The sequence below is a fragment of the Leifsonia shinshuensis genome, from assembly GCF_014217625.1.
GTDB classification, from domain to species: Bacteria; Actinomycetota; Actinomycetes; order Actinomycetales; family Microbacteriaceae; genus Leifsonia; species Leifsonia shinshuensis_A.
The window spans coordinates 3,658,862-3,672,619 of record NZ_CP043641.1 but is presented as its reverse complement, the minus strand read 5'-3'; the positions used below and the strand labels follow the sequence as shown (position 1 = coordinate 3,672,619).

14 protein-coding genes are annotated in these 13,758 nt (G+C 69.9%); 1 reads left to right on the top strand and 13 read right to left on the bottom strand.

The window, feature by feature from the left end:
- Window positions 1–2 precede the first annotated feature (2 nt).
- The 11 genes from F1C12_RS17805 to F1C12_RS17755 all read right to left on the bottom strand — a co-directional run bounded on the left by F1C12_RS17805 (window position 3) and on the right by F1C12_RS17755 (window position 11,121).
- A complete protein-coding gene (locus F1C12_RS17805; RefSeq protein WP_185276212.1) occupies window positions 3–1,046 on the bottom strand; it encodes an ABC transporter permease in 1,044 nt (347 codons plus the stop codon).
- On the bottom strand, window positions 1,043–1,858 hold the full coding sequence (locus F1C12_RS17800) for an ABC transporter ATP-binding protein (protein ID WP_185276211.1): 816 nt from the start codon (window positions 1,856–1,858) through the stop codon (window positions 1,043–1,045). Before F1C12_RS17800 ends, F1C12_RS17805 begins: the two co-directional genes overlap by 4 nt.
- The gene (locus tag F1C12_RS17795) at window positions 1,855–2,730 is read right to left on the bottom strand and encodes an ATP-binding cassette domain-containing protein (protein WP_185276210.1); all 876 of its coding nucleotides are present in this window, start codon (window positions 2,728–2,730) and stop codon (window positions 1,855–1,857) included. The genes F1C12_RS17800 and F1C12_RS17795 overlap by 4 nt, the downstream gene beginning before the upstream one ends.
- 43 nt (window positions 2,731–2,773) lie before the next feature.
- Window positions 2,774–3,832, bottom strand: coding sequence for an aldo/keto reductase family protein (locus F1C12_RS17790; RefSeq protein ID WP_185276209.1), 1,059 nt, complete (start codon window positions 3,830–3,832; stop codon window positions 2,774–2,776).
- A gap of 195 nt (window positions 3,833–4,027) precedes the next feature.
- Window positions 4,028–5,494 (bottom strand): aspartate ammonia-lyase, encoded by a 1,467-nt coding sequence (locus F1C12_RS17785; protein WP_185276208.1) that lies wholly within the window; start codon window positions 5,492–5,494, stop codon window positions 4,028–4,030.
- Complete coding sequence (locus F1C12_RS17780) at window positions 5,466–6,512, bottom strand: zinc-binding dehydrogenase (RefSeq protein ID WP_185276207.1); 1,047 nt, start codon at window positions 6,510–6,512, stop codon at window positions 5,466–5,468. Before F1C12_RS17780 ends, F1C12_RS17785 begins: the two co-directional genes overlap by 29 nt.
- Before the next feature lie 10 nt (window positions 6,513–6,522).
- Window positions 6,523–7,287, bottom strand: coding sequence for an SDR family oxidoreductase (locus tag F1C12_RS17775; RefSeq protein WP_185276206.1), 765 nt, complete (start codon window positions 7,285–7,287; stop codon window positions 6,523–6,525).
- Window positions 7,284–8,072, bottom strand: a complete 789-nt coding sequence (locus F1C12_RS17770; RefSeq protein ID WP_185276205.1) for an SDR family NAD(P)-dependent oxidoreductase — start codon at window positions 8,070–8,072, stop codon at window positions 7,284–7,286. Before F1C12_RS17770 ends, F1C12_RS17775 begins: the two co-directional genes overlap by 4 nt.
- A 24-nt stretch (window positions 8,073–8,096) precedes the next feature.
- A complete protein-coding gene (locus F1C12_RS17765) occupies window positions 8,097–9,107 on the bottom strand; it encodes a sugar phosphate isomerase/epimerase family protein (protein WP_219732640.1) in 1,011 nt (336 codons plus the stop codon).
- The gene (locus tag F1C12_RS17760) at window positions 9,100–9,867 is read right to left on the bottom strand and encodes an SDR family NAD(P)-dependent oxidoreductase (protein WP_185276204.1); all 768 of its coding nucleotides are present in this window, start codon (window positions 9,865–9,867) and stop codon (window positions 9,100–9,102) included. The genes F1C12_RS17765 and F1C12_RS17760 overlap by 8 nt, the downstream gene beginning before the upstream one ends.
- A 45-nt stretch (window positions 9,868–9,912) precedes the next feature.
- The gene (locus tag F1C12_RS17755) at window positions 9,913–11,121 is read right to left on the bottom strand and encodes an aspartate transaminase (protein WP_185276203.1); all 1,209 of its coding nucleotides are present in this window, start codon (window positions 11,119–11,121) and stop codon (window positions 9,913–9,915) included.
- Window positions 11,122–11,311: 190 nt separating this feature from the next.
- On the opposite strand from F1C12_RS17755, the gene F1C12_RS17750 reads away from it, so the two are divergent.
- Window positions 11,312–12,103, top strand: a complete 792-nt coding sequence (locus tag F1C12_RS17750; RefSeq protein WP_185276202.1) for a hydroxypyruvate isomerase family protein — start codon at window positions 11,312–11,314, stop codon at window positions 12,101–12,103.
- On the opposite strand, the gene F1C12_RS17745 is transcribed toward F1C12_RS17750, so the two are convergent.
- Together F1C12_RS17745 and F1C12_RS17740 are read right to left on the bottom strand one after the other, a co-directional pair.
- The gene (locus F1C12_RS17745) at window positions 12,100–12,918 is read right to left on the bottom strand and encodes an NAD(P)-dependent oxidoreductase (protein WP_185276201.1); all 819 of its coding nucleotides are present in this window, start codon (window positions 12,916–12,918) and stop codon (window positions 12,100–12,102) included. The two genes, F1C12_RS17750 and F1C12_RS17745, sit on opposite strands and share 4 nt — an antisense overlap.
- Window positions 12,919–12,958: 40 nt before the next feature.
- Window positions 12,959–13,756, bottom strand: a complete 798-nt coding sequence (locus F1C12_RS17740) for an aldo/keto reductase family protein (RefSeq protein ID WP_219732639.1) — start codon at window positions 13,754–13,756, stop codon at window positions 12,959–12,961.
- Between the last annotated feature and the right edge of the window lie 2 nt (window positions 13,757–13,758).

Here is a 13,758-nt window from a genome sequence, read left to right as displayed (position 1 = left end):
GATCAGTTGGCCTCGCTCTCGATACCGGGCCGACGCCGTGGGTCGAGCCACATGTTCACCAGGTCGACGGCGAGCATCGCGATCAGGCAGACGGCGACGACCACCACCAGGAAGCCTTGGAGCGCCGTGAAGTCGACCGCCTGCACCGATCGGACGCCGAGCGCGCCGATCCCGCCGAATCCGAACAGGCTCTCGATGGTGACGGCGCCGCCGATGAGCGACCCGAAGAAGAGGCCGAAGACGACCACGACGCTCGACAGCGACCGACGGAAGACGCTGAAGAAGATCCATCGGCGGGGCACGCCGGCGGCGACCTGGAAACGGGTGGTCGGCTGGACGAGCTCGCGGTCGAGGCCGCCGATGAACTGGGTCAGCAGGTTCGGCGTGTAGGTGAGCACCATCGCCGCGACGGGCATGATGTACTGCACGGTCGTCTCGCCGAGCATCCCCCAGTTGCCGGTCAGCGCCTCGTCCAGCAGCGGGAAGCCGGTGACCACCGGCAGGACTCCCGATGACACCCTGCCCAGTGGTGCCGGCAACCAGTCGAGGACGACGTAGAAGATCACGATCAGGAAGATCGCGACCACGAACACAGGGACGGTCGTCGCGAACGAGGCATAGGTCCTGATCGCCCCGCGCAGTGCCCGGTTGGAGAACCGCAGGTAGAGGAATCCGAGGGCGAGGCAGAGGAGCAGCGAACCGATGAGGCCGAGCAGGATCAGTTCGATCGTGGACGGGAGCCGGGAGAACACCTCGTCGAGGACCGGAGCGCCTGTGACAAGTGAGTGGCCGAGGTCTCCGTGCAGGAGGCCGCCCCAGAAACGCACCAGCTGATCCCACACGGTGCCGTCGAGTCCCATCTGGGTGCGGACGGCGGCCGCCGACGCGGCCGACACCGTGCCCGAGCGGGACGAGAGCGCAACGCTGACCGGGTCGCCCGGCAACAGACGCACGAGGAAGAAGGCGATGGTCGCGAAGACGAAGATGTCCAGTGGCAGCCGGGCGAGCCTGAGCACCCACCACCGGTTCGATCGGTACCAGCTCATGACGCGGCCTCCCGTCGCTCAGGGCTCGACGAGTCGGCGTAGGCGTCGAGCAGTTCCCGGGTGTAGGCGTGCTCCGGCCCGTCGACCACGCGCCCGACGGCACCGCGCTCGACCACCTCGCCGTGGCGCATGACCAGCAGGTCCGAACTGATGAAGGTGACGGCCGGGAGTCCGTGCGCCACGAAGACGAGCCCCATCCTGTGCCGGTCGACGTGACGCTTGATGAGGTTGAGCACCGCACCCTGCACCGAAACGTCGAGTGCGGAGACGACCTCGTCGCAGATCAGGAGGCGCGGTTCGACGACGAGGGAGCGAGCGAGCGCGAACCGCTGGCGTTGCCCGCCGGAGACCTGATGGGGATAGCGGGAGAACAGCGCCGGGTCGAGCGCGAGGTCCGCGGCGATCGCGTCGAGGCGCTCGCGGATCTCCGCCCGGTTCGTGACTCCGCGCAGGATCCGCAGCGGGACGGAGATCGCCTCCAGGAAGGTCTGGCGCGGGTCGAACGATGTCGTGTCCTGTGCCACGTACTGGACCTGCTGACGGTAGGCGAGCCGGTCGGTGCGGTTGGAGAGCCAGTCCGCGACGGATCGACCGCGGTAGGAGATCGTGCCGCGGGTCGGCTGCTCCAACCCGACGATCATGCGGGCGAGGGTCGACTTGCCCGACCCCGACTCCCCGATGACGCCGACCTTGGAGTCCGCGTCGACGCGGAGGTCGACCGGCTGGACCGCTGTGACCTTGCGGTGGCCGCGGCCGAAATCCTTCTGAACGCCGTCGAGCACCAGCTCGAAGTCCGTGCCCTTCGCGGTCATGACGCCTCCCTGCCGACGGCGCGGGCGAGAGTCGGAAGCGACTCCCTGTCGTGATCGTGAAGCCGCGGGACGCAGTCGAGCAGTGCTCGCGTGTACGGCGAGTGCTCCTCTTCGGCGAGACCGGCCGTATCGCAGAGGTCCTGCACTTCGCCCTGGTAGAGCACGAGCATCCGGTCGGTGTATTTGCGGGCCAGGTCGATGTCGTGGGTGATGACGATGACGGCCGTCCCCAGCTCGACCGCCAGCGTGAGGACGAGGTCCATGATCCGGCGGCTCACCACGACGTCGAGCGCCGAGGTCGGCTCGTCGGCGATCAGTACCGCCGGGTCGCTGCAGAGCGCGAGGGCGATCATGACGCGCTGTCGCATCCCGCCGGAGAGCTCGTAAGGGCGGAGCTTGAGCACCCGCTGCGGGTTCGGGATGCCGACGCGTTCGATCCACTGCAGCGACTCCGAGCGGATGCGCGACCGGCGGCTGCCGCCGTGCGCGCCGAGCACCGAGCGGAACTGGTGGCCGATGGTGGCGACCGGGTCGAGGGATGTCATCGCGTCCTGGAAGATCATCGAGACGCCTTCGTGCCGGACGGGGATGACACTCGAACTGGCCCGCATGTCGACCGGCGTGCCCGCGACGCGGGCCATCCGGTAGTCGATCTGGGCCGTGTCATGGGAGAGGAGGCCGGCGATCGCCATAGCGAGAGTGGTCTTGCCTGAGCCGGACTCGCCGACGATCGCCAGCCGCTCGGAGCGGCGCAGCGCGAAGCTGACATCCGACACCGCCGGGACGAGCCCGGCGTCCGTCCGGTATGCCACCGCGAAGCGCTCGACGGCGATCGCCTCGTCTGCGGTGCGCTGCTGCGGAAGTCGATTCACGGGGCTGTCCTCTCTGACAGTGGAACCTGGGTGGGCGTGCGGCTCAGGCCGTCTGCGGCACCGGCTGGCGGGCTTCGGGCCCACGCGCCGCCGGACGTGTCTTCGACGAGATCTCGTACGTCAGCGCCGGGTCCGTGACGGCGACCGGGAGCAGGGCCTCGTCGATGGCGGCAACCTGGTCGTCGCCGAGGGTGACGTCCGACGCCTTCACCGTCTCGGCCAGCTGCTCGGGCCGCGAGGCGCCGACGATGGTGGCGGCGACGTTGTCGTTGTGCAGCACCCAGGCGAGGGCGAGCTGGGCAATGGAGAGCCCGGACTCCTCGGCGATCGGCCGCAGCTTCTGCACCGCGGTGAGGATCTCGTCGGTCATGAAGTCCTCGATGCGCGGCCGGACGCCCGTGCGCTCGTCGGCGGCCCGGCTCCCCGCTGGCAGCGGTGCGCCCGGGAGGTACTTCCCGGTGAGCACGCCCTGGGCGAGTGGCGACCAGACGATCTGCGAGATGCCGAGGTCGCGGGAGGTGGGGACGACCTCCTCCTCGATCACCCGCCACAGTCCCGAGTACTGCGGCTGGTTGGAGACGAGCTGGATGCCGAGCTCCTTCGCGAGCGCGTGACCGGCCCGCAGCTGCGGAGCCGTCCACTCGGAGACGCCGATGTAGAGGACCTTGCCCTGCCGCACCAGGTCGGCGAAGGTCTGCATGGTCTCCTCGAGCGGTGTCTCGTAGTCGAACCGGTGGGCCTGGTAGAGGTCCACGTAGTCCGTGCCGAGCCGGCGGAGCGAGCCGTGAATGGCGTCGTGGATGTGCTTGCGCGACAGCCCGGCGTCGTTCGCGCCTTTCGGGCCGATCGGCCAGTAGACCTTGGTGAAGATCTCGAGGGACTCGCGGCGCAGCCCCTTCAGGGCGGCACCGAGCACGCTCTCCGCCGCGGTGTTCGCGTAGACGTCCGCGGTGTCGAAGCTCGTGATCCCGAGGTCCAGCGCGGCGTGCACCGTCTGGACGGCGGTGTCGTTCTCCACCTGCGACCCGTGGGTGATCCAGTTGCCGTAGGTGATCTCGGTGATCTTCAGACCACTGTGTCCGAGGTATCTGTAAGCGACCATGCGGCGACGCTAACCGGGCTCGGACAGCCCGGTCAACGGATTCTATATAATATTTAGACATGGCTACCACGCGTATCCCGATGGTCGGGGACAGCGCATCCGGTCAACGCCGAGCGCCCGCCCCCGCACCAGGACATGCCTGGGCGAAGGCGGGCGATTCCGCCGGCCGCCCCCACGAAGAGCGGCCGGAGCTCATCATTCGGCGAGGTGCGCGACGGCCTCCAGGTCCGGCTCGGTGAGCGCGCGGAGCGACAGCAGCCGTCCGACGGCGTCGGGGCTGAGCATGCCCTGCTCTACGGCGAGTTCGGCGATGGGCCGGCGGGTGAGCACGGCGTGCTTGGCGAGGCGGGAGGCGGCGTCGTACCCGATTGCGGGCGTGAGAGCCGTGGCGAGCGTCGCACTGCCCGCCACCCGCTGCCCCAGCTCCGCGTTGACCGTGATGCCCTCGACGCACCGCTCGCGCAAGGTCACGACGGCGGCCGTCATCAAGCGGAGGGCCGTGAGGAGGGAGTGCGCGATCACGGGCTCGAACGCGTTGAGCTGGAGCTGACCGGACTCCGCCGCCATCGAAACGGTCGTGTCGGCGCCGGCCACGATGTAGGCGACCTGGTTCATCGCCTCCGGAATCACCGGATTGACCTTGCCCGGCATGATGCTCGACCCCGGCTGCCGGGCGGGCAGCGAGATCTCGTTGAACCCGGCCTGCGGACCGCTGGAGAGCAACCGGAGGTCGCTCGCGATCTTGGAGAGCTTCAGTGCGGAGCGCTTCAACGCGCCCGACGCCGACAGGAACGGGCCGGTGTCGCTCGTGGCCTCCACAAGGTCCTCCGCGGTGCGGAGCGGGAGGCCGGTGATGGCCCGGAGCTCCTCGACCACGAGGGGACGGTACCGCGGGTCCGCGTTGATGCCGGTGCCGATCGCCGTGCCGCCGAGGGTGACGCCCTCCAGCAGTGGCATCGCCTCCAGGAGGCGCGCCCGGTCGTTGCCGATCGACGCCCCGAACGCGTGGAACTCCCGCCCCAGGGTCATCGGCACCGCATCCTGAAGCTGGGTGCGGCCGACCTTCAGCACATCGGCGAACTCGTCGCCCTTCCGATGGAAGGCGTCGGCGAGGTCGGCCAGCACGGTGGTCAGCGCGGCCATCTGCGCCCGGAGAGCGAGCTTGACCGCAGTCGGATAGACGTCGTTCGTGCTCTGCGACCGGTTGACGTGGTCGATGGGGTGGATGACGTCGTAGCTGCCCCGGGCATGGCCCGCGAGCTCGAGGGCGCGGTTGGCGATCACCTCGTTCGCGTTCATGTTGGTCGAGGTGCCGGCGCCACCCTGGACGACGTCGACGACGAACTGCTCATGCAGCGCTCCACTGATGATCTCTTCGCAGGCGGCCTCGATCGGGCCAGCGGCCTCCGCGTCCAGGACTCCGAGCCGCCGGTTGACGCGGGCGGCCGCGAGCTTGACCTGAGCGAGCGCGACGACCAGCGAGCGGTGCGTCGAGATCGGAACGCCGCTGAGCGGGAAGTTCTCGAGCGCGCGAGCAGTGGCCGCGCCCCAGTAGACGCCCGGCGGCACCTCCACGGGGCCGAGTGCGTCGTGCTCGATCCGGCGGCCGACGGCGGGCGCGGTGGCCGGGACCTCAGACTCGGTGGTCGGGGTCGGGGCCAACGGCGATCACCACTTTCGCGGATCGAGAGGAGTCGGCCGCGCGGTCGAACGCCTCGGAGGCAGCGTCGATGCCGAAGGTGTCGCTCACCACGGCGTCGAGGCCGGGGGTGGTGGCGAGCAACTCGATGGCGCGGTCCAGCTCGACGTCGAAGCGCTGCGAGCCGAAGAGCGCGACCTCTTTGGCGATGAGGCCGGCGAGCGGCACGGGGAGGGGACCGGCGGGCAGCATCCCGAGCTGGAGGACGGCGCCGCCCCGACGCACCGCGTCGAGGCAGGTCACCAGCGACGGCACGGCACCTGCCGCCTCCACGGCGAGATCGAACGACTCGCTCTCGATCGGTGCGTCCGCTCCGATCTGGACGGTGGCGTCGGCTCCGACCGCGCGGGCGACGGAGAGCGGGAAGTCCTGCAGATCGGTCGCCACGATGGTGGCGGCCCCCGCGGCACGCAGCGCCGCGACGGCGAGGCTGCCGATCGGCCCGGCCCCGCTCACCAGCACCCGAGCACCGCGGACGCGGTCGCCGAGCCGGGAGACACCGTGGATGGCGACGGCGAGCGGTTCGGCGAGGACGGCCCGTGCGAGCGGAAGGGACTCGGGCAGCGGCCGCAGCTGGTCCGGCGTAACATGCAGCACCCCGACGAAGCCGCCCTGGGTATGCGGGGTGGTGGACGCGCTGCCCAGATACGTTCCGCCCACGGCGAGGTTGAGCCCGCCGCCGTCGGTCTGCCCGGGCTGGGGCGTCGGCGTCGCAGGATGGATGGCGACCCGGGTGCCGACCGGCGGGCCGCCGTCGACTGCGGCGCCGACGGCTTCGACGACCCCGACGACCTCGTGTCCGAGGGTGAGGGGCTCTGCGATCGTGTACGCGCCGTTCGCTCCGTTCTTGGCGTAGTGGAGGTCGGAGCCGCAGATCCCGCCGTAGACGATCCCGACGGCGACGCGCTCGGCCGGCAACTCCGGCTCGGCGACTTCCTCCACGCGCAGGTCGCCTGCGCCGTGTGCGATGACTGCTTTCATGGTCCTTCTCCTATCGCGCGAGGTATCCGCCGTCGACCGGCAGCACCACGCCCTGGATGTAACGGGCGCCGTCCGAGGTGAGGAACAGCGCTGCGCCGGCGATGTCCGTCGGCAGGCCCCACCGGCCGGCGGGGATGCGCTCGTGGATCTGACGGTTGCGGGTCTCGTCAGCGCGCAGCGCGACGTTCATCTCGGTGTCGATGAAGCCCGGCGCGATCGCGTTGACAGTGACACCGCGCGGCGCCCACTCGTTCGCGATCGACTTCGTCAGCTGGCCGACGGCGCCCTTCGAGGCGGCATAGGCCGCCGCGGTGAAGCCGCCGGTGAACGAGAGCATCGAGGCGATGTTGATGATCGTGCCGTGCTCGCGCTCCAGCATCGGCCGGCCGAAGAGCTGCGTCAGCTCGACGACGGCGGCGAGGTTGAGCTGGAGGACGGCGTTCCAGTCCTCCAGCGGGAACTCTTCGAAGCGGTGTCGGATGTTGATGCCGGCGTTGTTCACGAGGATGTCGACCTCGTTCTCCCGGAGCACTTGGTCGGCTGCCTGCCGGAGCGCGATCGGGTCGCTCAGGTCGGCCTCCACGTTGGCGAACCGGTCGCCGAGACCTTCGGCCGGGCGGCGCTGGATGCCGACGACACGCGCGCCGTTGGCGATGAACAGCTCGGAGATGGCGCGTCCGATGCCGCCGCGCGCACCGGTGACGACGGCTGTCTTGCCGGCCAGATCGACAGCGAACGGGCTGCTCTTGGTGCGGGTCTGCTCGATGGTGCTCATGCGATGTGCGACCCTCCGTTGACGTCGTAGGTGACGCCGGTCAGGTAGCCGGCGTCGGCGCCGACCAGGAACCCGACGACGGCCGCGACGTCCTCGGTCGTGCCGACCCGCCCGACCGGGAGCTCCTTGAGAAGGAACTCCTTGCGTTCGTCGCTGAGCCGGCCTCCCATGATGTCGGTGTCGATGGAGCCCGGGGAGACCGAGTTCGCGGTGATGCCGTGCGGGCCGAGCTCCCGGGCGAGGGTGCGTGCCATGCCGAGGAGGGCGGCCTTGGACGCGGAGTAGGCCGCCCGCCCGTAGACCCCGCCTCCGCGCTGCGCCGAGGCCGACGAGATGTTGACGATGCGGCCGAGGGAGTGGCGCGCCATGACGCGTGCAGCAGCCTGGGTGACGTGGAAGGTGCCGGTGAGGTTCACTTCGATCACCCGTCGCCACTCGGCCTCGTCAACCTCCAGGAACGGGACCGGCGAGCTCACACCCGCGTTGTTGACGAGGGCGACCAGTTGCGGAAGCTCGGCGTCGGCGCGGTCGACCGCCGCCTGGACGGCGTCGCGATCGGTGATGTCGGCGCCCACCCCGATGGCCTGGACTCCGTGCTCCTGGGCGATGGAGTCGGCGACGGCGGAGGTGGCGTCCGCGTCGCGGTCGATCAGGAGGAGCGACCAGCCCTCGCGCCCGAGGCGCGTCGCGATCGCGCGGCCGATGCCGCGCTCGGAGGCGGCGCCGGTGACGATCGCGGTCTTCTGATCGGGGAATGATGTGGCGGGGTACGGCGGCAGTGCCATGAGGGAGTCTCCAGTGGTGGGGGGTCAGACGGTCTGGGGAGGGAGGATGGAGCGCAGATAGGCCTCGTTCGTGGCGCCGACGCTCAGCCCGTCGCCGCCGTAGTGCTCGACCACGAACGCGCCGGAGAAGCCGTGCGCGATCGCGTAGCGGACGGCGTCGCGGTAGTTGATGATGCCGAGCTCGAGCGGCGTGGGATGCGTGAGGACGATGCCGGCCTCCGGATTCTCGAGCCGGGAGTAGTTCTTGACGTGCCAGTAGTTCGCGTGCGGCAGCGTCGTCGCGACCATGTACTCCCAGGTGTCGATCGGTCGCTGCTGGCGGATGAGGTTGCCGAGGTCGGGGTTGAGACCGACCGCCGGCTCGTCGATGTCCTCCAGGAACCGAACGGCTCCGTCGGCCGATCCGAGGTAGCCGTCCTCGTACAGCTCCAACGAGATCTGGAGGCCGAGGGAGGCGGCGTGCTGCCCGAGCTCGCGGTAGCTGCGCACGGCGAGTTCGCGCACATCGGGGTCGGGTGACTCCTGCGTGCCCTCGACGGTCCAGAACCACTGGACCTCCTGCTGCCGCGGGAGCAGCTTGTCGTGGAGACCGAAGCAGACCAGCGGGACGCCCAGTTCGGCGGCGGCGTCGATGGTGCGGTGCGAGAAGTCGAGGTTCCGCGCCGCGTTCACCGGATGGATGACGCTCTCGCGGACGACCGAGAGCCCGGGGACCGAGAGGCCGAGGCTTGCGAGCACGTCCGCGAACTCCCGTCGTCGTGACGATTCGAGGTCGGCGAGGCGGATCCAGGAGCTGGGGACCTCCAGCGCCGTGTAGCCGGCACGGGGCACCGGCTCGAGCAGCGCCCGCCACTCGTCGGGGGCGAGCTCGCCAATCGGGCGGCCGTCATGGGCGACCCCGGGGAACTGCAGCATGGCGGCGGCGATGGGCCACGCATCCGGCGCGTAGGCGGGTTCGAGCACGGGCGCGGTCTGCAGCGAGGGACGCTCGTCGTGCAGCCGGACGGGGGCTTCCGTGGCGAGGATGTCAGCCAATTCGGATGCCTCCGTTGATGTTGTAGGTGGCGCCGGTGATGTAGCCGGCGTCCGGGCCGATGAGGAACTCGATGAGTGCGGCCACCTCGCCCGTCGTCCCGAGCCGGCCGACCGGCAGCTGCGCGAGGAACTGCGGTTTGCGGTCGTCGGTGATCCTGCCGCCCATGATGTCGGTGTCGATCGTCGCCGGCGCGACGACGTTGACGGTCACGCCGTGCTGTGCGGTCTCGAGAGCGACGGCCCGGCTGAACGCCTCCACGGCGCCTTTCGATGCGGCGTAGGACGACTTGCTGTAGGTTCCGCCGCCGTTCTGCATCGCGGTCGAACCGAGGTTGACGACCCGGCCGTGGCCGCGGTCGATCATGCCCGGGATGACTCGGCGTGTGGTGAGGAACGTGCCCGTGGCGTTGATCCGCATCACGCGCTCCCACGTGGCGAGGTCGAGCTCCAGGAAAGGCACGGGCGAGCTGATGCCGGCGATGTTGACCAGCGCGGTCGCGGGTTCGAGCTCCCGCTCCAGCCGCTCGATCGCCGCGTCGACGCTCGCCTCGTCGGAGACGTCGACCGCGACCCCGGCGGCCCGCACGCCGAAGCGCTCCTCGAGCGACGCGGCATACTCGCGCAGCGGCTCCTCGTTCAGGTCGAGCAGGCCGAGGTTCCAGCCGCCCTCCGCGAGTCGCTCGGCGAGCTTGCGCCCGATCCCGCGCTCGGACGCCGCTCCCGTGATGTACGCAGTGCCCGCGTCGTTCTTCGCCGACATGAATCCTCCTTGATGTCTTCCTGTGTTCGTGTGAGTCGCGCCGTCTCAGCGGAGCTTGGCGACCGCGGCCCGCACGGCCTCGATCGCCGTGTGCAGTGTCTCGTCGTCGGTGGCGAACGAGATCCGGAAGTACGGGGAGAGCCCGTAGGCCGATCCCTGGACGGCGGCGACCTTGGCCTCCTCGAGCAGGTACAGCGTCACGGCCTGGTCGTCGTCCAGCCGGACTCCCGTCGGCGTGACCTTGCCGATCACCCCGGAGCAGTTGATGTAGAGGTAGAACGCTCCGTCCGGCGCGCTGCAGCTCAGGCCCTCGATGGAACCGAAGCCCTCGACGCAGAGGTCGCGACGACGGCGGTAGACGGCGACGGTCTCCGGAATGAAGCTCTGGTCGCCGTCGAGCGCGGCAGCCGCCGCGGCCTGGCTGACGGCGGCGGGGCACGACGAGATCTGCGAGAGCAGCTTGTTGATCGCGCCGACCAGCACGGCGGGCCCGACGCCGTAGCCGATGCGCCAACCGGTCATCGCGTAGGCCTTCGAGACACCGTTGACGAGGAAGGTCCGGTCGCGCAGGGCGGGCGCCGCCTCCACGAGGGAGACGACTTTGCCGTCGCCGAAGTAGATCTCGTCGTAGATCTCGTCGGTGAGCACCCACACCTGCGGGAAGTCCGCGAGAACGTCGGCGAGCGCCGCCAGCTCCGAGCGGGAGTAGACCGCGCCGGTCGGGTTGCTCGGGGTGTTGAGGACGAGCCACCGGGTCTTGTCGGTGATGGCGGACCGCAACTGCTCGGGGGTCAGCTTGAACCCGTTGTCCTCGGTCGCCTCGACGATCACCGGGGTGCCGTCGTTGGCGAGCACCATGTCCGGGTAGGACACCCAGTACGGCGCAGGGACGATGACCTCGTCGCCCGCGTCCAGGGTCGCCATCAGCGCCATGAAGATGACCTGCTTGCCGCCGACGCCGACCGTGAGCTCGTTCGTCGCGTAGCGCACGCCGGTGTGGCGCTCGACGCGACCGAGGATCGCCCGCTGCAGTTCGGGGGTCCCGTTGACCGAGGTGTACTTGGTGTCGCCACGGTCGAGCGCCGCCACGGCTGCCTGCTTGATGTGGTCGGGGGTGTCGAAGTCGGGCTCGCCGACGGTGAGGCTGAGGATGTCCTCGCCCGCGGCGCGCAGCTGCCGGACTCGCTCGGCGGCGGCGCCGCTCGCTGACTCCTGGATCCGGGTGACCCGGTTCGCAACGGCGAGCTGACTCATGATGGTGCGTCCTTTTCGTGTTCGGCGGCCGGCGCAGGCTGCGACGGCTTCGCTCTTTCACGCTAGGCAAAGGACCGCGCGAGATCACGGGATCGGGCATCCGTATTCGCTATGGAGGCATACGTAAAGGCGGCTCGCGACCGGGATGTGCACGCTCCTAGCCTGGAGTCAGACGTCCAGAGGAGGCACGATGCGGATCGCCGCGAACCTGACCATGCTGTTCCGGGAATACGACTTCTTCGAGCGGTTCGACCGCGCGGCCGAAGCCGGGTTCACCGGGGTCGAGTTCTTCTTCCCCTATGCCCACGACCTGGGGCGCATCGCGGACGCCGTCGAGCGCAACGACCTCCAGCTCGTGCTGTTCAACCTGCCGGTCGGCGACTGGGACGCGGGCGAGCGCGGCTATGTGGCGCAGGCCGGGCGCGAAGCGGAATTCCGCGGCGACCTCGCCCGCGCCGTGGCCGCCATCGAACGGCTGCACCCGCTCCGGGTGAACACCCCGTCCGGTCCCGCCCCGCAGGACGCGGAGTCGCGGTCGACCCTGGTGGCCAACCTCACGGCGGCCGCCGCCGCGGTGAACGCTGCCGGCGCCGGCCTGGTCGTCGAACCGATCAACCGTGACGATGTGCCGGGAGCTTACATCCACACCGTCGCCGAGGGCGTCGCCGTGCTCGATGAGGTCGGCAGTCCCGGCGCCGGCATCCAGTACGACGTGTACCACTCGCTGCGGGCGGCCGAAGACCCGTTCGCCGTGCTCGACGCGTATGCCCACCGCATCCACCACATCCAGATCTCGGATGTTCCGGGACGTCACGAGCCGGGGACGGGCGGCTTCGACTTCGACCGCTTCTTCGCGAAGCTCGAGGCGAGCGTCTACGACGGCTGGGTGAGCCTCGAGTACCATCCGGAGGACTCGACGGCGGACAGCTTCCGCTACTTCCGTGAGCGCGGGCTGCTGGGCGGCGACCGGCAGCGGGCCTAGGGTCCGACCACCTCCTGCACCGCCGAGTGATCCGCCTGGCCATAGCCGGATCGCTCCGCTCGGCGGTACAGCTCGCGCGCCGCGCGGGTGTGGGCCAGCGGTGCGCCGACCTCCTCGGCGAGCCGCACCGCGTAGTCCAGGTCCTTGAGCTGGTTGACCGTGCTGCCGCCGAGCGAGTACTCCCGGTGGAGGAGCTTGTCCTCCTTGAGGTCGAGCACCCGGCTGGAGGCGAGGCCGCCGTGGAACACGGTCATCAGCTGCTCGACGCTCAGGCCCGCGCGCCGGCCGAGGTCGACACTCTCCGCCAGCGCCGCCAGCGTGCCGGCGACAACGAGCTGATTGCACAGCTTCGCCGCGCTGCCCGCACCCGGCGGACCGAAGTGCTCGATCGTGGTCGCGAAGCCGCGCAGCAGGGGGAGCAGCAGCTCGAAGGTCTCATCGGACGCTCCCACCATCAGGCTGAGCGTGCCGGCGCGAGCGCCGGCGTCGCCGCCGCTCATCGGGGCGTCCGCCACGTCGATCCCCGCCCGTGCCGCGCGGGCTTCGAGCGTCCGGACCTTCTCGGGTGAGGTCGTCGACAGCACGACGAGCGTCCTGGTCCCCGACGCCCGCCACCGATGCAACGTGGCGTCGTCCACGAGCGCGTCGAACTGGTCGATGTCGGGCAGCGCCGAGAACACGACCTCGGCCGCGAGATCGGCGGGCGAGCCGACGACCGTCGCGCCGGTGACGCTCTCGGCGACCGACCGCGTCCGGTTGAAGAGCGTCACGTCGTGACCTGCCGACACCAGGTGCCCGGCGATCGGCAGTCCCATCGGTCCCAGCCCGATGACGCCGACTTGCCGAGGCGGCGCGCTACTCGAGCTCGTTGAGGTCATCGATCGCCCGCATCTCTTCGTCGCTCAGCTCGAAACCGAGAGCATCCAGGTTGCGGACCATACGCTCGCGGTTGGCGGACTTCGGCACCACCGACACACCGTGCTGCATGTTCCAGCGCACGATGACCTGCGTCGTCGTCACGCCGTGGCGTTCGCCGATCCTCGTGAGGGTGGGGTCGTCGAGGCGCGCGCTCTTGAACGGGCTGTACGCGCTGACGACGATCCCGCGATCGCGCGCCTCGGCGAGGTACCGCGCGCTGAAATGGACGGGGCTCCACTGCAGCTGGGCCACCTCTGGGTACACGCCGGTCGCGGCGTGCAGCTCGTCGAACAGCCGGATGGCGTGGTTGCTCACGCCGATCGCGCGGACCAGGCCGGCTTCGCGCAGCCGGACCATCTCCTTCCACGCGGTCACGCTCGCGGTGCCTCCGGGTGGCCAGTGGATCAGCCAGAGGTCGACGTGGTCGGTGCCGAGCTGGGCGAGGCTGTCTTCCAGCACCTCCTGCTCGTGGCGCACGGAGTCCGAGGGCAGCTTGGTGGTGATGAACACGTCCTCGCGCCCCACGGGCGAACGGCGCAGGCCTTCGCCGATGGCGTCCTGGTTGCGGTAGCGCGTCGCCGTGTCGAGGCTGCGATAGCCGACGTCGAGCGCCTCGACGATGGCCGAGGCGGCCTCCTCTCCGCGGAGCGGGAAGGTGCCGAAGCCGATGAGCGGCATCTCTGCCCCGGCGGTCAGCGTGACGGTCGGTGTCGCCGGAGCGGTGATGGTGGTCATGC

Coding starts and splice junctions, on each gene's coding strand:
- F1C12_RS17805 (WP_185276212.1), bottom strand. CDS start 1,046: ATGAGCTGGTACCGATCGAACCGGTGGTGGGTGCTCAGGCTCGCCCGG.
- F1C12_RS17800 (WP_185276211.1), bottom strand. CDS start 1,858: ATGACCGCGAAGGGCACGGACTTCGAGCTGGTGCTCGACGGCGTTCAG.
- F1C12_RS17790 (WP_185276209.1), bottom strand. CDS start 3,832: ATGGTCGCTTACAGATACCTCGGACACAGTGGTCTGAAGATCACCGAG.
- F1C12_RS17780 (WP_185276207.1), bottom strand. CDS start 6,512: ATGAAAGCAGTCATCGCACACGGCGCAGGCGACCTGCGCGTGGAGGAA.
- F1C12_RS17775 (WP_185276206.1), bottom strand. CDS start 7,287: ATGAGCACCATCGAGCAGACCCGCACCAAGAGCAGCCCGTTCGCTGTC.
- F1C12_RS17770 (WP_185276205.1), bottom strand. CDS start 8,072: ATGGCACTGCCGCCGTACCCCGCCACATCATTCCCCGATCAGAAGACC.
- F1C12_RS17760 (WP_185276204.1), bottom strand. CDS start 9,867: ATGTCGGCGAAGAACGACGCGGGCACTGCGTACATCACGGGAGCGGCG.
- F1C12_RS17755 (WP_185276203.1), bottom strand. CDS start 11,121: ATGAGTCAGCTCGCCGTTGCGAACCGGGTCACCCGGATCCAGGAGTCA.
- F1C12_RS17750 (WP_185276202.1), top strand. CDS start 11,312: ATGCGGATCGCCGCGAACCTGACCATGCTGTTCCGGGAATACGACTTC.
- F1C12_RS17745 (WP_185276201.1), bottom strand. CDS start 12,918: ATGGGACTGCCGATCGCCGGGCACCTGGTGTCGGCAGGTCACGACGTG.
- F1C12_RS17740 (WP_219732639.1), bottom strand. CDS start 13,756: ATGACCACCATCACCGCTCCGGCGACACCGACCGTCACGCTGACCGCC.